Genomic DNA, 16,788 nt, shown 5'->3' with positions numbered 1-16,788 from the left:
TCATGCTCATCGACGTCAAGATTCTCGACCCCCGCCTTCAGGACAACCTTCCTGCTTACGCCACGCCCGGCAGCGCCGGCCTGGACCTGCGCGCCTGCCTGGAGGCGCCCCTGACGCTGGCCGCCAACGCGTGGCAACTGGTACCGACCGGCATTGCGATCTACCTGCACAACCCCGGCTATGCCGCGCTCATCCTGCCGCGCTCGGGGCTGGGCCACAAGCACGGCATCGTGCTGGGCAACCTGGTCGGCCTGATCGACAGTGATTACCAAGGGCAGCTGATGGTCAGCGCCTGGAACCGCAGCGATGTGCCATTCACCATTGAGCCGATGGAGCGGATCGCCCAGCTGATGATCGTGCCGGTGGTGCAGGCGCAGTTCAATGTGGTGGCGGAATTTCCCGCCAGTGAGCGTGGCGAAGGCGGGTACGGCTCCACGGGCAAAGCCTGACCGCCTGAAGGGCTGGCGCTGGCGGGCAAAAGGCGTCAGGGGAGGGTGTTTTCCTACAACCCCTGCGACACGGCTCCCACGCCGCGACAGCTCTAATCCCCACCTTGTATTTGCTGCGGCGTGCCCTTAATGGGTCATGGGAGTCTCCGCGCTCCTGGTATCGGCTTCTCGCTAGCGTGAAGCCGATGGCAGGGGCCGGGAAGCTCATGAACTTATTAACAGGAGAGACTCATGCAAAACACATTCCGCTTTATTTCCTCGGCTTCCGCTGTGCTGGCACTGGTGGGCTTGGCTGCTTGCGCGCCCATGAGCCCCAGCGGCGATTCGTCCTACCCGGCCACCACCTCAACCTATCCCGCTTCTTCGTCCTATCCCGCCAATCAGCAGAATGCTTATGTTGAGTACGGACGGGTCATCAATGTGGAAGCCATCCAGACTACGGAAAAGGGCCGCGGCTCTGGCGTGGGTGCTGTCCTGGGCGGTGTGGCGGGTGCTGTGGTGGGTCACCAGATCGGTGGCGGCAGCGGCAAGGATGCTGCAACCGTGGTGGGTGCGGTGGGCGGCGCAGTGGCCGGCAACGCCATTGAAAAGAACCGCAATGCGACCATTCGTGAAAGCTATCGCGTCTCCGTGCAACTGGACAATGGCAGCTCACGCGCCTACGACGTGCCCAGCTACGGCAACCTTCGCGTGGGAGACCGCGTAAAGATCGAAAACGGCCAGATCAACCGGGTCATGTAAAGCTGCGGTTCCTCCGCATATGAAGAGCCGGCTACTCCCGCAGGGAAGGGCCGGCTTTTTTACGCCTGGAATTGCACGCGTCTCAGTGCAGCGTGCCACTTCCCGGTGTGATCGGCTCAAGTTTGAAAAAACCGGTACCAAGTGAGCCCTGGCCGATTTCCTCTTCGCTGGCTTCGCGCACGGCTTCAACCTTGAGGTTCAACCGGATGGCAATGCCCGCAAGGGGATGGTTGCCATCGAGCACGACGTGATCGGGGTAGATCTCGGTCACGGTGTAAATATGATCATGAGGCGCTTGCCCGCTGCTTCCTGGCGGAAGGGCCATGCCGTCGAAGGTCATGCCTTCTTCCAGTTCGGCTGGAAAAATCTTGCGGGGTTCGAGGAAAACCAGATTCTCGTCGTAGTCACCGAAGGCGTTTTCGGGCTCAAGGTGCAGCTCAAGCTTCTCTCCGGCTTCATGGCCTTGCAGTGCCTCCTCGATCTTCGCGAGGAGATCATCGCCGCCGAGTAAAAACTCGATGGGTTCGTCCAGCTCGTCCAGCACATCGCCCAGAGTGTCTTTCAGCGTCCATGTCAGGGCTACGACGCATTGCGGGGTGATTTTCATCCGACAATTGTCCCATGGATGTAAATCAATCTCTAGAGCTCCTCGCCGGCCTGAGCCCGGCGCAATTCATGCGCCGGCACTGGCAAAAAAAGCCGCTTCTCATCCGCCAGGCGCTGCCGGGGCTGCAACCTGTGCTCAGCCGCGCAGCACTGTTCAGGCTCGCGTCGCGTGAGCAAGTCGAGTCCCGGCTGATCGTCCAGCAGCCCAAGGGATGGCGGATGAAACAGGGGCCTTTTGCCGCGCGAAGCCTCCCGCCGCTGAGCCAGAAAGCCTGGACCTTGCTGGTGCAGGGGGTGGACCTGCATGACGCCGGCGCGCATGCGCTTTTGCAGAAGTTCCGTTTTGTGCCTGATGCCCGGCTCGACGACCTGATGATTTCGTTTGCCACGCCCGGCGGCGGCGTTGGGCCGCACTTTGACAGCTATGACGTGTTTCTGCTGCAGGCCAGCGGCCGGCGGCGATGGAAGATCGGGCGGCAGAAAGACCTGACGCTGCAGGAAGGCGTGCCGCTGAAAATCCTCCAGAATTTTGTTCCTGAGGAAGAGTTTGTACTGGAAGCGGGCGACATGCTCTACCTGCCTCCGCGCTATGCCCACGACGGCATTGCCGAGGCGTCGCTGCAGGCCGACGGAAAACCTGCAGATTGCATGACATATTCCATCGGATTCAGGTCGCCTGCACAGGGGGAACTTGCCGCGGAACTGCTGCATCGCCTGGCCGAGTTCACTGAGGACGATCGCCATGAGGGTGATGAATCTGCCGCGGAAGAACTCGGCCGCAAGGCACGGCCCCGCCTGTACCGCGATGCGGGGCAGGCCGCAACCCCAACACCGGCCGCCATGCCGTCAGAGCTCACGGCCTTCGCCGGCCAGGCGGTTCTGGACGCGTTGAAAGATCCCCTGGCCGTGGCTTGCGCCCTGGGCGAATACATGACCGAACCCAAGCCTTCGGTATGGTTTGATGAGGTGGAGTGCGAGTGGGATGTCGATGCGGCGCGGCAGGGGAGTGCCGGCGTGCATCTCGACACACGCACGCGGATGATGTATGACAGCGACCATGTGTTTATCAATGGCGAAAGCTATCGCGCCAAAGGTGCCGATGCTGCCCTGATGCACCGCCTGGCCGACCAGCGCAGCCTGGCCCCCCGGGAGCTGCGCAAGGCTGGCGCATCTGCCATCGCGCTGCTGGGCGACTGGCACGACGCGGGCTGGTTGCGGCAGACGCTGCCTGCGGAAGACGACTGACCTGATTGCCAAACAGCCTGGAGACGTTTTATGGATACGGAAAAAACCAGTTCTGCCCTGCCGCCCGCCTTGCTGGAAGGCCGGTTTACCGGCCGCAGCGATTTCACGGAGTTGATCAGGAAGTCGCTTTCAGCGGCAGCCGCACAGGGGTGGCGTGAAATCATTGTGTGCGATCCCGATTTCGAAGACTGGCCCCTGGGAGAACGTGCAGTCGTTCAGGCGCTGAATGATTGGTCCATGACGGGCCGGAAATTCACGATGCTGGCAAAAAACTACGATGAAGTGGTCAGGCGGCACGCCCGGTTCGTCACCTGGCGGCGTACCTGGGCGCACATTGTGGAATGCCGTGCCAATGCGTCGGGTGCGGCGGACGATATGCCCAGCGCCTTGCTCGGCCCCGGCTGGGTCTTTGAGCGGCTGGATGTGCAGCGCTGCACTGGCATTGCCGGCTCTGAGGTTGCGAGGCGGGTGGCGTTGAGGGAGCGCATCAATGAGCGTTTGCTGAAAAGTTCGCCGTCGTTCCCCGCCACCACGCTGGGGCTTTAAGGCGGGCATTTGTGCGTCTGAGGGCGCTACAGGCCTGTAAAGGCTGGCTTAGGGTTTTCCGGCTTGCGTTCCCATTTGTAATATCCGGCATATAATTTAAAGCTGGGTAGAAAGAGCTCGAGTCCTTTCCCCGGTCAAAAATAACTTGAATTCCGGTTTGGGTTTTCTTTTGGCAATTTCCGGAAATTGTTTTCTTAAATATCATCAAGGATCGTAAAAATGAACAAGTCACTCGTTTTGGCAGCTATCGTTGCCGCTGTTGCTCTGGCTGCTTGCGGCAAGAAAGAAGAAGCTCCAGCACCAGCTCCAGTTGCTGCACCAGCTCCAGCCCCTGCTGCTGACGCATCGGCTCCTGCCGCTGCCGCATCTGCACCTGCATCGGCACCTGCTGCTGACGCTGCTGCCGCTGCTGCCGCTGCTACCGCCGCTCCAGCCAGCGCTGCGAAGTAATTCTTCAGCGAGTCGAAAAAAGCCGCCGCGAGGCGGCTTTTTTATGGGCGCTTGTTTGCCGCGATGGCCGGTATGCACCCGCATTGCAGGGCCCACGACCCTTCCTCAGATATGGATCCAGCGTGTGCCGACGTCGGGCCTGGCCACAATAATGTCTTCTGCGCCACAGCCCAGGGCCTCGGCCATCAGGGCTTGCACCAGCTCCGGCCGGTTGTTTTGCGCGCTGAGATGGGCTGCCACCAGGTGGCGTAGCCCCTGATGCATGACGCCGCGGGCGACATCCGCAGCGGCCGTATTGGAAAGATGCCCAAATTGGCCGCCCACCCGCCGCTTCAGGAATGCGGGATAGGACGATTGGGCCAGCATGTCGGAATCGTGGTTGCACTCCAGCATCAGGGCGTCGCAGCCCCCAAGGTGTTCCAGTACATGCGAAGTGGCATGACCGAGATCAGTGAGGATTCCCAGCTTTGCCGAGCCATCGGTGCAGCTGAGCTGCAAGGGTTCCCGGGCATCGTGGGGCACCGTAAAAGGCGTCAGCTGCATGCCGCCGAGGTCAATGGCTTTCCCGTCGCGCGCCTTGTGCAGCAACCCGTCAAAATCTGGTGCCCCTATGCCTGCGTGGGTGCCATGGCTCATCCAGACCGGGATCCGGTAGCGAAGCGACAGTGACCGCGCGCAACCGATGTGGTCACCGTGCTCATGGGTGATGAACACGGCGTGGATGTCTTCGGGTTGCAGGCCCGCCTCACCGAGCCTGTAGAGCAGGTGCTTGAGCCCCAACCCGCAGTCGACAAGAATGCGAAGCGGCGTGATCCCCGACGCTTCAACCAGTGTGGCATTGCCTGAACTGCCACTGCCCAGGCTTTTGAACCTCAGCACACCGGTATGGAATCTTCAGTCGGGATGAACAGGATCACGAACCGGGATTTACCGCAGATCGTCGGCAATCACCTGGATGATGCGCTGGGCATTGGCCGATGCTTCAGGGGCACCCTGGGCATTGAGGACCGACACCGTGGTGCTTTCACCCTGGCTCTTGACGGCGATACGGTACTTCAACGGCGGCACGGCGGCTGGCGAGCCGCTGAACAGCTTGCTGAAGAAACCGGGCTCGGTTTTGTTCACGATGGGCTCGACGTAGCGCACGAAGTAGGTTCCCTGGCTGCGGTCGCGGTCTTCAACCGTGAACCCGGTGCGGTCCAGTGCCAGTCCGACGCGGCGCCATGCACGTTCAAAGCCTTCGTCGATCTGCACGACGGGCTGGCTGTTGACAGTGGCGATCCGCGAGGTTTGTTTGTCTGCACCGGCGGCCACCAGGGCCTTCGATTGCTCTTGCGTGACACCCAGCTTGACCATCAGGCGGCGCAGGAATTCGGCTTCCAGCTCCGGGTCGGCAGGGCGGGGTTGCCACATGGTGCTGTCGCCGCCGGTGGAGCCGGCCTTGACGCCGGTCAGCACCTCGACCATACCGCGGTGGCTGACATAGATTTCGGTGCCGCCATCAGGGCGGCGCTCCAGCCGTGTGCGGAACTTGTCGCGTTCACCTGTGGAGTACAGGCTGTCGAATACTTTGCCGATAGTGTTGCGGATGAAATCCTGCGGGAGCTTGGCGCGGTTTTCAGCGTAATCGGTTTCCATGATGCCGAGGTTTTCCTGGTCCTGGGACAGCAGGAAGCCGCTCTCCAGCCAGAAATCGCGCACGGGCGTCCAGAGCTTGTCTGCCGGCCGGTTCACCACCAGCCAGCGCTGGCTTCCTGCGCGTTCGATGCGAACGTCGCCCACGGTCACTGCGGCTGTCTGCACGGCCTGTGTCGGCTGGCCAACCTGGTAGCTGCTGGCGGACACCGCCGTACCGGGCACCACATAACGGGTTTCGCGGCTGAGTTGTGTCAGGTCGGGAGGGATCGCCAGGGAAGGGGCTTTGGCGCCGCTGCTTTTGTAGTCGACGCGTTCGCCTTCCATCACATCCCTGATGGAAGAGCAGCCGGCGAGCAGGCTGAGGGCAACCAGTGCAGACACGGTTGCGGCGCTCCGGGCTTTGGAAAATGCAGGATGTGTTGGCAATATCTTCACTTGGGTTCCCTTAAAAATCAGATCAGGCAAATCAGATCAGGCCGCAGATGCGCAAGGCGCTTTCCACGGTGGCTTCATTCGATGCTTCCAGCGGCGTCATCGGCAGGCGCAACGTCCCACCGCAAAGACCCATGCGGGCCATGGCCCACTTGACGGGAATCGGGTTGGCTTCGACAAAGAGGTTTCGATGCAGCGGCAGCAATTTAAGTTGCAGCTCCATGGCGCGACGGGTGTCGCCGGCCACTGCGGCCACGCAGAGTTCATGCATGAGGCGGGGCGCGACGTTGGCTGTCACGCTGACATTGCCCTGGCCGCCGCAAAGCATCAGCGCCACCGCGGTCGGGTCGTCGCCTGAATACACGGCAAAGCCCTTGGGCACTTCCTTGATCAGCCACTGGGCGCGCTCGATATTGCCGGTGGCTTCCTTGATGCCGACAATGCCGGGCACCTGGGCCAGGCGCAGCACGGTGGCATGCGCCATATCGGCGACGGTGCGGCCGGGCACGTTGTAAAGCACGGTGGGGAGGTCGCCAACCGCTTCCGCAATCGCCTTGAAGTGCCGGTACTGGCCTTCCTGGGTGGGCTTGTTGTAATAAGGGACGACCTGCAGCTGGCAGTCCGCGCCAACGCCTTTGGCAAATTTGGCCAATTCGATGGCTTCGGCCGTTGAGTTGGCACCGCAGCCAGCCATGATCGGCACGCGCTTTTTGGCCTGCTCAACTGACACCCGGATGATTTCGCAATGTTCTTCGACATTGACGGTTGGGGATTCGCCGGTGGTGCCGACCACGCCGATGCAGTCGGTCCCTTCGGCAATGTGCCAGTCAACCAGCTTGCGCAGGGTGGGGTAATCTACGCTGCCGTCTTCGTGCAAGGGCGTTGCCAGTGCAACGATGCTGCCAGTAATGGGTTTCATGCTCTGCTTGTAAACGTTCGCGGCCATGCAGGTATCTGGGGTGTTCCGGCCTGAACAGCTTCAAGCCGGCCCCGGAAAAGGCCAATCCTGCATTCTACCCAGAGCCTAGGTCAGTCTATAGCGGGGTGGACCCCCTTCCGCGGTATGAAGGGGGGCGGATAAACCCGCAGTGGTGGCTGAGTCGCGGACGGCGGCGATGCGCTGGACAAAGCGTGGCGGACGCTCCTCAAAACCCTCCTCGAAGGCCACCACTTTCAGGCCCTGGCAGACCTGCAGCAATTCACCGGGACGCAGTAAAAAGTCGGGGCGCGAGGGTTTGCCTACCGTTTCATTGCCCTGCGTAAAAGTTTCGTAAATCAGCACGCCACCCGGCGCCAGGCTGGCCAGCAGCGTGGGCAGGAGCGGCCGCCACAGGTAATTGGTGACGATGACGGCTTCAAACTGTCGTCCTTCAAAAGGCCAGGGACCTTCCTCAATGTCGGCCACCACGGCTTCAACGGTTTGGGCGGGGCGCGTGGGAAGAGCTGATGCTATGAATTCGATAGCTGCTTGCGCAAGATCCACAAGGGCCAGAGGGTGATTTCGTTCATAAAACCAGCGGGCATGACGGCCATGGCCGCAGGCCACGTCCAGCACTACGCCGCGCTCAGGCACCAGGTGCGACCAGCGCTGCACCCAGGCGGAGGGTGGTTCCGTGCCATGCGCGGTACCGGTCATAGGGTTTTTCCGCCGGGCCGCCCCAAGGAAAAATGCGCCCCATAAGTGACATCAGGGGCAGCGCGCCGCAGGCTCGGAGTGACAAGCGTGGGGGCTGTATTCATGGTCTTACGTCATCTTTGAGCGCGGCGAGCGCCATCGCCTCGACCCGGCCCGGCGCGATCAGCTTGAGCCAGCGGCCCAGCTTGCCCTTGGCCGTCATGACCACCTCGCGTTCCCGGCGCGCCATGCCCTCAAGGATGAGCCGTGCGCATTCTTCCACGCTCATGGCGTCGTCTTCCTTCAGGCCGCTGGCACCGGCCGCCTCACCGGCCGCGTTGAAGCCGCGGTGGCGGATGCGGGTGGCGACCACGCCCGGGTAGGCCGTCGTTACGCTGACACCGGCCGTTTTAAGCTCGGCGCGCAATGCCTCGAAGAAGCCCGTCATGGCGAATTTGGTGGCGCTGTAGGCTGTGCGGCCCGGCACACCGATCAGGCCCGCCAGGCTGGAGACCGCCACGATGCTGCCGTGGCGCACTTTTAAGTAAGGCAAGGCGGCATGGGTGCACCAGACGCTGCCCCAGAGGTTGATGCGCATCAACTGTTCGTACCAGGCCAGGTCCTGGGCCTTGACGTCTTCAAAAAGGGCTTGCGCCGACATGCCTGCGTTGTTGATCAAGGCATCGATTTGCCCGAACCGGCCGATGGCGGCGGCCACCAGCTGGCGGCATTGGTCCTCTTGCGACACATCGGTTTTGACGGCCAGGGTCAGCGCCCCATGGGCAGCGCATTGGCCCGCAACCTCATTGAGCAGTGCTTCATTGCGCGCGGCCAGCACCAGCGCCACGCCGGCACCGTGGGTTTTGGCCAATTGCCGCGCCATTTCAGCGCCTATGCCGTCAGAGGCTCCGGTAATTACTATTGTTTTCATAGCTGCTTGCGCCCGTCCTGATTGGGCCGCAGCCCAAAACACACATAAAACCCCTGGGAAGGGCCTTGCGCTAGAAGCAGGCCCAGACCTGGTTGGCGAGTGTGAACAGGAAATCCGGCCGTGTGTAGAGGGCAAACACCCCCAGCGACGCGATGATCGCAAGCGTCCACAGGCCGATTCTTTTGGCCATCTCAGGCCCCTTGGGGCACGGCCGCGCGTGCAATCGGTGATTCACGCACCGGCAGGTTCACCAGCGCGGCAAACACGCCCAATGCAATCGCGATGTACCAGACGATGTCGTAGCTGCCCGTGCGGTCATACAAATAGCCGCCCAGCCAGACGCCCAGGAAGGAGCCGATCTGATGGCTGAAGAAGATAAAGCCGCCCAGCATCGACAAGTGCTGGATGCCGAAGATCTGCGCCACGACGGCGTTGGTCGGCGGGATGGTCGACAGCCACAGCAGGCCCATCAGGCTGGCAAAGATGTAAACGCTCAAGGGGCTCAGCGGTGCCGCCAGGAACACGGCGATCACGATGGCGCGCGAGAGATAAATCGTCGCCAGGATCTTGCGTTTGGCGATTTTCTGACCCAGCGAGCCCGCAATGTAGGTGCCGAACACATTAAAGAGGCCGATCAGCGCCAGCGCATAGCTGGCCACCTGGGGAGACAGGCCCTTGTCCTTGAGGTAGCTGGGCATGTGCACGCCGATGAACACCACCTGGAAGCCGCAGACAAAGTAACCCGCCATCAGCAATTGAAAGCTCGGGTACTTGAAAGCCTCGCGCAGCGCCTGAAGAATGGTCTGCTCGCGTTTGGCAGGCTGCCCGCCGGTAAAACCGCCTTCGCGCAGGCCCAATGCCAGCGGCGCAATCAGCAGCACCGCGCCGCTCAGCACCAGCAAAGCCTCTTTCCAGCCCAGGCTGCTGATCAGCAAACCTTCGGTCGGCACCATCAGGAACTGGCCGAATGAGCCCGCCGCCGCGGCCACGCCCATGGCCCACGAGCGTTTGTCGGCCGAAATATTGCGCCCGATCACGCCGTAAATCACGGCATACGTGGTTCCGGCCTGTGCGGCGCCAATCAGCACGCCGGCTGTCAGGGTGAACAGGAAACCGGTGGGCGACAGCGCCATGCCCACCAGGCCCAGCCCGTAAAGCAGAGCACCGCCCACGATCACGCGGAAGGCGCCAAAGCGGTCGGCCGCCATGCCGGCGAAGATGCCGAACACGCCCCAGGACAGGTTTTGCACCGCCAGCGCAAAGGCAAAAGTCTCGCGCGTCCAGCCCTGCGCCTGCGTGATGGGCTGCAGCCAGAGGCCAAAGCCGTGGCGAATGCCCATGGACAGCGTGACGATGGTGGCGCCGCAGATCAGCACCTGCAGCATGGAGAGTTTTTTGGTGTCGGTGGTCATGGGCGAGTCGCCTCGAGTGGCGAAAAAAGGAAAGGCCTGAGGCGGCCGGGAGGCTCTTTGCCGACTGTAACGAAAATGGCGAAACACTGCCGGGGCCGTCCTTCGTTCCCATCCATGAATCAGGTGAGCTGTATGTTTGTACAGTGACTTTTGCGGCCCCGACTACAATTGCGGCAATTCTTTCATCTGCCATGGCTGACAAACTACCCACCGAATATTCCGAAGGCTCGATCCGCGTGCTCAAGGGCCTGGAGCCCGTCAAGCAGCGCCCGGGCATGTACACCCGCACCGACAACCCCCTGCACATCATCCAGGAGGTGCTGGACAACTCCGCCGACGAGGCCCTGGCCGGCTACGGCAAGAAGATCAAGGTGACGCTGCATACCGACGGATCGGTGAGCGTTGATGACGATGGCCGGGGCGTTCCCTTTGGCCTGCACCCGGAAGAAAAGGTGCCGGTCATCGAGATCGTCTACACCCGGCTGCACGCCGGCGGCAAGTTCGACAAGGGCAAGGGCGGCGCCTACAGCTTTTCGGGCGGCCTGCACGGCGTCGGCGTGAGCGTGACGAATGCACTGTCCAAACGCCTGGAAGTCACCTCCTACCGTGAAGGTATGGTCGCCCATCTGGTGTTCTCCGGCGGGGACGTGACCGAGAAACTGCACCTGCGCAAAAACGGCGAGGGCGACCGCAAGACCGGAACCACCGTCCGCGCCTGGCCCGATGCCAAATACTTTGAATCGGCCGCGCTGCCCATGGCTGAACTCACGCACTTGCTGCGCAGCAAGGCGGTGCTGATGCCCGGCGTCACGGTGACGCTGACCAACGAGAAAACCAAAGACGTCCAGACCTGGCTCTACAAGGGCGGCCTGCGCGACTACCTGATGCAGACCCTGACCGGCGACCCGGTGATCCCGATGTTTGAGGGCGAAGGTTTTGCCGACGCTTCGCACGAGAGTTTTGCCGAAGGCGAGGGCGCGCAGTGGTGCGTGGCCTTCACCGAAGAGGGCCAGCCGGTGCGCGAAAGCTACGTCAACCTGATTCCCACCAGCGCCGGCGGCACGCATGAAAGCGGCCTGCGCGACGGCCTCTTCAATGCCGTCAAGAGCTTTGTCGACCTGCATTCGCTGCTGCCCAAGGGGGTCAAGCTCTTGCCCGAAGACGTTTTTGCCCGTGCCAGCTATGTCCTGAGCGCCAAAGTGCTCGATCCACAGTTCCAGGGCCAGATCAAGGAACGCCTCAATTCACGCGACGCGGTACGGCTGGTGTCCAGCTTTGTTCGGCCGACGCTGGAGCTTTGGCTTAACCAGCACGTCGATTACGGCCGCAAACTGGCCGAACTGGCCATCAAGGCCGCCCAAACCCGGCAGAAAGCCGGCCAGAAGGTCGAAAAACGCAAGGGCTCAGGTGTCGCCGTGCTGCCCGGCAAGCTGACCGACTGCGAAAGCCGGGATTTGGCGCACAACGAAGTCTTCCTGGTCGAAGGCGATTCGGCCGGCGGCAGCGCCAAGATGGGCCGCGACAAGGAAAGCCAGGCCATCCTGCCGCTGCGCGGCAAGGTGCTCAATACCTGGGAGGTCGAGCGCGACCGCCTGTTTGCCAACACCGAAATCCACGACATCGCGGTCGCCATCGGCGTCGATCCGCACGGCCCCAATGACACGCCCGACCTGAGCGGCCTGCGCTACGGCAAGGTCTGCATCCTGAGCGACGCCGATGTGGACGGCTCGCACATCCAGGTGCTGCTTTTGACCCTCTTTTTCCGCCACTTCCCCAAATTGATCGAATCGGGTAATGTGTATGTCGCCCGGCCGCCGCTGTTCCGGGTGGACGCGCCGGCCCGCGGCAAAAAGCCGGCATCCAAGGTGTATGCCCTGGACGAAGGCGAGCTGATTGCCATTTTGGACAAGTTACGCAAGGATGGCGTGAAGGAAGGCGCCTGGAGCATCAGCCGCTTCAAGGGCCTGGGCGAGATGAGCGCGGAACAATTATGGGAAACCACACTCAATCCTGACACCCGCCGCCTGTTGCCCGTGCAATTGGGCAACCAGGATTTTCTGCAAACCGAGACGCTCATCACCAAGCTGATGGGCAAAGGCGAGGCCGCAGCGCGCCGCGAACTGATGGAGTTGCACGGAGACAGCGTCGAGGTGGACGTTTGAGGCTTCTCCTGTCGTTTGCGCGTGTGATGGGCATCGTGGTACTGGTGCTTGCCGCATTCTGGGCGACGGTGGCACTTGCGCGCCATGAATTCATGGCCTCCGGCTTTGCTTTCGCTCTTGCCGCAGGTGGTTTGTGTTTGTCGATTTTTTCAGAGAAGGCCATCGCCAGAAAGAAGCAGCAGGCGGAGAAGGAGGTCACGTTGGAGGCGCTGCTGTTTAGCGACAGTGCGCTGGACGTGCCATTTCGCTGGTTTCGCTGGCTCTGTTTTGTCGTTGCGCTGTTGCTGATTTTTGGGGTAACGGGTTTGCTGGCAAGGGCGACCTGGCAGGAAGGGAAGTTGGTTCCCGTGGCCTTGCTGAGCAGTTTTGCTGTTCTATTGTTTGTGTACATTGGCAGTTTGTTTGTTTCAGGTTATGCCGCATGGCAATCCGGCAGCGCGTTGAAGGCGGATTTGCTGGGCCTGAGGCTCTGCGGCTTGCCCGCTATCGCCTGGAAGCATATTCGCGGTATCGACCTTAAGCAGTTTGAAGTCAAGGGGCAAAAGAAAGCCATCTTGATGTTGGCGCTTGATCCGGCGACGTTCAACGAGCTGAAATCTGCCTTGGTGCCGAGGTCGCTTCATTGGACGGGTCCCAAATTAAGGGAGAAGCCTGCGGTAGTAGAGTTTGGTTGCGATTTTTTAGGAAGAGACCCGGAGCTCGTCGTTCGGGCCGTCCAGTTCATCGCGGACAAATCAGGTGGGCGAAGGGTCAAGGGCTGGAACTACCTTGAAGCAATTGACGTGGCGGAGCAGCGAGAGCAAGCTGCTGAACTCCGCAGGGAGGCAAACCGCAAGAGTGACCTGCTGTTTGCCGAGCTGCAGCGAATGAACCGGTCGGGACCTGTTGATGAAAAAAGACTGGCGGAAATTGACCGTCAAATGCAGGCTGAACTCGAACGGATGAGTTCAGCGGCCAATGCAGAAGTAAATGCTTTCAAGCACAACATGAGTGCACTGGATGAGCGCCTGAAGCCGCTGAAATGGTTTTACAGGGGAATGGTGGTTTTGCTGATTGTCATGATTGGTGGGGCCGTTTTAAGAATTGTGCTCACACTGAAGTCCTGACTCGTGACGATGAATAACTTGATGTTTTACCGTTCCTGCAAGCTGACCTCGTGGTTCCGACGGCCTGAGGCCGACAGGTTTGCCTGGATGGTTGAGCAATCAACAATGGATTTCTTTTATGAAAATTTTTAGTGGCAAACCCAGGCTCTGGCCGGGTTTCTTTTTGAGCCTGCTAATGCTGCTGTCGCAGCAATCTGCCCATGCCGACATCTGGGGCTACGTGGACAAAGATGGCATTGCGCATTTTTCGGCTGTGCGGCTGGATGAGCGCTATGAGCTTTTCTTTCGTGGTGTTGAAAGTTTCAGCGCAGGCGACAACGTTGCCAAAAGCGGCAAAGCCGTCGGCAACGGCGCCAACCGGGCCACCGGTGTGGCCAATGCGCCGCCCAAGCTGCTTGCTTACTTTGATGTGTCCCCCAACTACAAGGCCGTCAAGCACCTGCTGCGCGAGGCTTCCGCCAAACACGGCATCGACTACGAGCTGCTGCAGGCACTGATCGCCACCGAATCCGGATTCAACGCCCAGGCCGTTTCGCCCAAGGGTGCGGTCGGGCTGATGCAGCTGATCCCGCCGACAGCGGAGCGCTATGGCGTACGGGCCACCAAGGATTCCACCATCCACAAAAGGCTCACCGATCCCAAGACCAACATCCGGGCCGGCTCCAGCTACCTCAGTGATCTGATTGCCATGTTTCCCGGCCAGCTCGAACTGGCCATCGCTGCGTACAACGCCGGCGAGGGCGCCGTTCAGCGTGCCGGCAACAAGATTCCGAACTATCCCGAAACCAAAAACTACGTCAAGACCGTGATGCAGCTCTATAACCACCTCAAGCCACCCAGCATGGCGTCCGGCGGCCGCGTTCGCATGGAAATGATGGGCGGGGCCACCGGCCGCGGCAACATGGTGTCACCCACGGTGGTGTCCACCGCCACGCCAGAGGCCTTGCCCGAGCCGTACTGAGGTCACAATGCGCCTTGTGTCCTGCCCGGCAGCCTGATAGACAGCTTTCCTTTTTTGTAACCCTGTGGCGGCCGCACCCGCGTGTGCCGGCATGCCTCACGCCACCTTACCCGCCAAGCCAAACTCAAGATGGATCTCTTTACACCGGACGCCGTAGCCCCGATCCCCGAACCCGCAGACCAGGATTCCCTGGCCGCGTACGCGCAGCGGGCTTACCTTGAATATGCCCTCAGCGTCGTCAAGGGCCGTGCCTTGCCCGACGTTTGCGATGGCCAGAAGCCGGTGCAGCGCCGCATCCTCTTCAGCATGTCGCGCATGGGCCTGGGTTTTGGCGGGGCGAATGGCGCGAGCGGTGCCAAGCCTGTCAAGAGCGCGCGCGTTGTCGGCGACGTGCTGGGCAAATACCATCCGCACGGCGACCAGGCGGCGTACGACGCGATGGTGCGCATGGCGCAGGACTTCAGCCAGCGTTATCCGCTGGTCGATGGACAAGGTAATTTCGGCAGCCGCGACGGCGACGGCGCAGCGGCCATGCGATACACCGAGGCTCGGCTGGCGCGCATCACGACGCTGCTGCTCGACGAGCTTGACGAAGGCACGGTCGACTTTGTGCCCAACTACGACGGCTCCTTTGAAGAGCCGCGCCAGTTGCCGGCACGCTTGCCCTTCACGCTGCTCAACGGCGCCAGCGGTATTGCCGTGGGCCTGGCCACTGAAATCCCCAGTCACAACCTGCGCGAAGTCGCCGATGCCTGCGTGGCGCTCATCAAGACGCCCAAGCTTGCGGACGAAGAGCTGTACGCGCTGATCGCCGGGCCCGACTACCCAGGCGGTGGGCAGATCATCTCGAGCGGCGCGGAAATCGCGGCGGCCTACAGCACGGGCCGCGGCTCGCTCAAGGTGCGTGCCCGCTGGAAGATTGAAGAACTCGCGCGCGGCCAATGGCAGCTGGTGGTGCAGGAACTGCCGCCCGGTGTCAGCACCCAGCGAGTGCTCGAGGAAATCGAAGAGCTCACCAATCCGAAAATCAAGGCCGGCAAAAAAGCCCTGAGCCAGGACCAGGTGCAGCTCAAGCAGACCATCCTGGCCGTGCTCGACGTGGTGCGCGACGAATCCAGCAAGGACGCCGCCGTGCGCCTGGTGTTCGAGCCCAAGACGAGCAAGATCAGCCAGTCCGAGCTCATCAACACCCTGCTGGCCAACACCAGCCTGGAAAGCTCCTCGCCCATCAACCTGACCATGGTCGGGCTGGACGGCAAGCCGACGCAGAAAAACCTGCGCCAGATGCTGACGGAGTGGATCGAGTTCCGCCAGACCACGGTGCAAAAACGATCGCAGCACCGGCTCGACAAAGTGCTGGCCCGCATCCACATCCTCGAGGGGCGGCAACTGGTGCTGCTCAACATCGACGAGGTGATCGCCATCATCCGCCAGTCGGAAGAGCCCAAGCCCGCATTGATAGAGCGCTTCAAGCTCAGCGAAATCCAGGCCGAGGACATTCTTGAAATCCGCCTGCGCCAACTGGCACGGCTTGAAGCCATCAAGATCGAGCAGGACCTGAAAAACCTGCGCGAAGAGCAGGGCAAGCTCGAGGAAATCCTGGGCAGCCCGGCGGCGCTCAAGCGCCTGCTGGTCAAGGAAATCGAGGCCGACGCCAAGCAATTCGCCGATGCGCGCCGCACGCTGATCCAGGCCGAGAAAAAGGCCGTGCTCGAAGTCAAGGTGCTCGACGAGCCGGTGACCGTGGTCATCAGCGACAAGGGCTGGGTGCGCGCACGCAACGGTCACGGACATGACCCGGCAGGCTTCGCCTTCAAGGCGGGCGACGGGCTTTACGGTACCTTCGAATGCCGCACCATCGACACGTTGCTGGCCTTCGGCTCACGCGGCCGCATTTATTCGGTGCCGGTGTCATTGCTGCCCGGTGCGCGCGGCGACGGCCAGCCGCTCACCACCCTGATCGACCTGGAGTCCGGCACGCAGCTGGTGCATTATTTTGCGGGCCCGTCCAATGCCGCATTGCTGCTGAGCGCCAGCGGCGGCTACGGCTTCCTCGCTACGGTCGAGAACATGACGTCGCGCCTCAAAGCCGGCAAGGCCTTTATCAGCTGCGCTGAAGGTGAAACCATTTGCAGGCCTTCGCATGCCGCCTTCACCAGCGCATCGGCGCCCTTGGTGCCGGCCACGCATGTGGCTTGCGCCTCGACGGGCGGCCGCATCCTGACGTTTGAAATCGCGGAACTCAAGATGCAGGCCGCCGGCGGGCGCGGCCTGATGCTGATCGACCTCGAAGCCAAAGACACTTTGGCTGGTGCAGCCGCCTACACGCGCAGCGTGAAGATTGAAGGCATTGGCCGCGGCGGCAAGGCGCGTGAGGAAACGCTGGAAATCCGCAGCCTGAACAATGCCCGTGCGGCGCGCGCGCGCAAGGGCAAGGCGGCCGACCTGGGCTTCAAACCCACCGGCATCAGCCGCGTTGAGTAAAACTGACTGA

The 16,788-nt window shown here is 61.6% G+C and carries 16 protein-coding genes; 9 read left to right on the top strand and 7 right to left on the bottom strand.

Annotated features, from left to right (window positions below):
• The first annotated feature begins 2 nt into the window (after positions 1–2).
• Together dut and AC1DU8_RS13055 are read left to right on the top strand one after the other, a co-directional pair.
• A complete protein-coding gene (gene dut / locus AC1DU8_RS13060) occupies positions 3–449 on the top strand; it encodes a dUTP diphosphatase (protein ID WP_457278935.1) in 447 nt (148 codons plus the stop codon).
• Between the two features lie 231 nt (positions 450–680).
• Entirely contained in the window at positions 681–1,190 is a 510-nt protein-coding gene (locus AC1DU8_RS13055; RefSeq protein WP_457278934.1) for an outer membrane lipoprotein, read from the top strand.
• 82 nt (positions 1,191–1,272) lie between these two features.
• Here AC1DU8_RS13055 and AC1DU8_RS13050 read toward each other — a convergent pair whose 3' ends face one another.
• Positions 1,273–1,797, bottom strand: a complete 525-nt coding sequence (locus AC1DU8_RS13050) for an FKBP-type peptidyl-prolyl cis-trans isomerase (protein WP_457278933.1) — start codon at positions 1,795–1,797, stop codon at positions 1,273–1,275.
• A 14-nt stretch (positions 1,798–1,811) separates the two neighbouring features.
• On the opposite strand from AC1DU8_RS13050, the gene AC1DU8_RS13045 reads away from it, so the two are divergent.
• From AC1DU8_RS13045 to AC1DU8_RS13035, 3 genes are all read left to right on the top strand, one after another.
• Entirely contained in the window at positions 1,812–3,041 is a 1,230-nt protein-coding gene (locus tag AC1DU8_RS13045) for a JmjC domain-containing protein (RefSeq protein ID WP_477688914.1), read from the top strand.
• Between the two features lie 30 nt (positions 3,042–3,071).
• The gene (locus AC1DU8_RS13040; RefSeq protein ID WP_477688915.1) at positions 3,072–3,587 is read left to right on the top strand and encodes a hypothetical protein; all 516 of its coding nucleotides are present in this window, start codon (positions 3,072–3,074) and stop codon (positions 3,585–3,587) included.
• 219 nt (positions 3,588–3,806) lie between these two features.
• Positions 3,807–4,037, top strand: coding sequence for a hypothetical protein (locus AC1DU8_RS13035; RefSeq protein ID WP_457278930.1), 231 nt, complete (start codon positions 3,807–3,809; stop codon positions 4,035–4,037).
• A gap of 105 nt (positions 4,038–4,142) precedes the next feature.
• Here AC1DU8_RS13035 and AC1DU8_RS13030 read toward each other — a convergent pair whose 3' ends face one another.
• The 6 genes from AC1DU8_RS13030 to AC1DU8_RS13005 form a co-directional block, all read right to left on the bottom strand.
• Positions 4,143–4,916 (bottom strand): MBL fold metallo-hydrolase, encoded by a 774-nt coding sequence (locus tag AC1DU8_RS13030; RefSeq protein WP_457278929.1) that lies wholly within the window; start codon positions 4,914–4,916, stop codon positions 4,143–4,145.
• A 48-nt stretch (positions 4,917–4,964) separates the two neighbouring features.
• Positions 4,965–6,110 (bottom strand): outer membrane protein assembly factor BamC, encoded by a 1,146-nt coding sequence (gene bamC / locus AC1DU8_RS13025; RefSeq protein WP_457278928.1) that lies wholly within the window; start codon positions 6,108–6,110, stop codon positions 4,965–4,967.
• A gap of 31 nt (positions 6,111–6,141) precedes the next feature.
• The gene (dapA, locus tag AC1DU8_RS13020; RefSeq protein WP_477688916.1) at positions 6,142–7,026 is read right to left on the bottom strand and encodes a 4-hydroxy-tetrahydrodipicolinate synthase; all 885 of its coding nucleotides are present in this window, start codon (positions 7,024–7,026) and stop codon (positions 6,142–6,144) included.
• Between the two features lie 105 nt (positions 7,027–7,131).
• On the bottom strand, positions 7,132–7,743 hold the full coding sequence (locus tag AC1DU8_RS13015; RefSeq protein ID WP_477726845.1) for a class I SAM-dependent methyltransferase: 612 nt from the start codon (positions 7,741–7,743) through the stop codon (positions 7,132–7,134).
• Between the two features lie 100 nt (positions 7,744–7,843).
• Complete coding sequence (locus AC1DU8_RS13010; RefSeq protein WP_457278925.1) at positions 7,844–8,653, bottom strand: SDR family oxidoreductase; 810 nt, start codon at positions 8,651–8,653, stop codon at positions 7,844–7,846.
• Between the two features lie 191 nt (positions 8,654–8,844).
• Entirely contained in the window at positions 8,845–10,065 is a 1,221-nt protein-coding gene (locus tag AC1DU8_RS13005; protein WP_457278924.1) for an MFS transporter, read from the bottom strand.
• 191 nt (positions 10,066–10,256) lie between these two features.
• On the opposite strand from AC1DU8_RS13005, the gene AC1DU8_RS13000 reads away from it, so the two are divergent.
• From AC1DU8_RS13000 to parC, 4 genes are all read left to right on the top strand, one after another.
• On the top strand, positions 10,257–12,227 hold the full coding sequence (locus AC1DU8_RS13000) for a DNA topoisomerase IV subunit B (RefSeq protein WP_477701711.1): 1,971 nt from the start codon (positions 10,257–10,259) through the stop codon (positions 12,225–12,227).
• Positions 12,224–13,333, top strand: a complete 1,110-nt coding sequence (locus AC1DU8_RS12995) for a hypothetical protein (protein ID WP_457278922.1) — start codon at positions 12,224–12,226, stop codon at positions 13,331–13,333. Before AC1DU8_RS13000 ends, AC1DU8_RS12995 begins: the two co-directional genes overlap by 4 nt.
• A 118-nt stretch (positions 13,334–13,451) precedes the next feature.
• Positions 13,452–14,294: a lytic transglycosylase domain-containing protein gene (locus AC1DU8_RS12990; RefSeq protein ID WP_457278921.1), complete on the top strand. Its 843-nt coding sequence runs from the start codon at positions 13,452–13,454 to the stop codon at positions 14,292–14,294.
• Positions 14,295–14,423: 129 nt separating this feature from the next.
• Positions 14,424–16,778, top strand: coding sequence for a DNA topoisomerase IV subunit A (gene parC, locus AC1DU8_RS12985; RefSeq protein ID WP_477667467.1), 2,355 nt, complete (start codon positions 14,424–14,426; stop codon positions 16,776–16,778).
• The last annotated feature ends 10 nt before the right edge of the window (positions 16,779–16,788 follow it).

It is taken from the genome of Polaromonas sp. P3_A5, assembly GCF_056403055.1.
This window is presented reverse-complemented; position numbering and strand designations above follow the sequence as displayed.

Coding starts and splice junctions, on each gene's coding strand:
- AC1DU8_RS13015 (WP_477726845.1), bottom strand. CDS start 7,743: ATGACCGGTACCGCGCATGGCACGGAACCACCCTCCGCCTGGGTGCAG.
- AC1DU8_RS13050 (WP_457278933.1), bottom strand. CDS start 1,797: ATGAAAATCACCCCGCAATGCGTCGTAGCCCTGACATGGACGCTGAAA.
- dapA (WP_477688916.1), bottom strand. CDS start 7,026: ATGAAACCCATTACTGGCAGCATCGTTGCACTGGCAACGCCCTTGCAC.
- AC1DU8_RS13005 (WP_457278924.1), bottom strand. CDS start 10,065: ATGACCACCGACACCAAAAAACTCTCCATGCTGCAGGTGCTGATCTGC.
- AC1DU8_RS13045 (WP_477688914.1), top strand. CDS start 1,812: ATGGATGTAAATCAATCTCTAGAGCTCCTCGCCGGCCTGAGCCCGGCG.
- AC1DU8_RS13000 (WP_477701711.1), top strand. CDS start 10,257: ATGGCTGACAAACTACCCACCGAATATTCCGAAGGCTCGATCCGCGTG.
- dut (WP_457278935.1), top strand. CDS start 3: ATGCTCATCGACGTCAAGATTCTCGACCCCCGCCTTCAGGACAACCTT.
- AC1DU8_RS13035 (WP_457278930.1), top strand. CDS start 3,807: ATGAACAAGTCACTCGTTTTGGCAGCTATCGTTGCCGCTGTTGCTCTG.
- AC1DU8_RS13055 (WP_457278934.1), top strand. CDS start 681: ATGCAAAACACATTCCGCTTTATTTCCTCGGCTTCCGCTGTGCTGGCA.
- AC1DU8_RS12990 (WP_457278921.1), top strand. CDS start 13,452: ATGAAAATTTTTAGTGGCAAACCCAGGCTCTGGCCGGGTTTCTTTTTG.
- AC1DU8_RS13040 (WP_477688915.1), top strand. CDS start 3,072: ATGGATACGGAAAAAACCAGTTCTGCCCTGCCGCCCGCCTTGCTGGAA.
- AC1DU8_RS13010 (WP_457278925.1), bottom strand. CDS start 8,653: ATGAAAACAATAGTAATTACCGGAGCCTCTGACGGCATAGGCGCTGAA.
- parC (WP_477667467.1), top strand. CDS start 14,424: ATGGATCTCTTTACACCGGACGCCGTAGCCCCGATCCCCGAACCCGCA.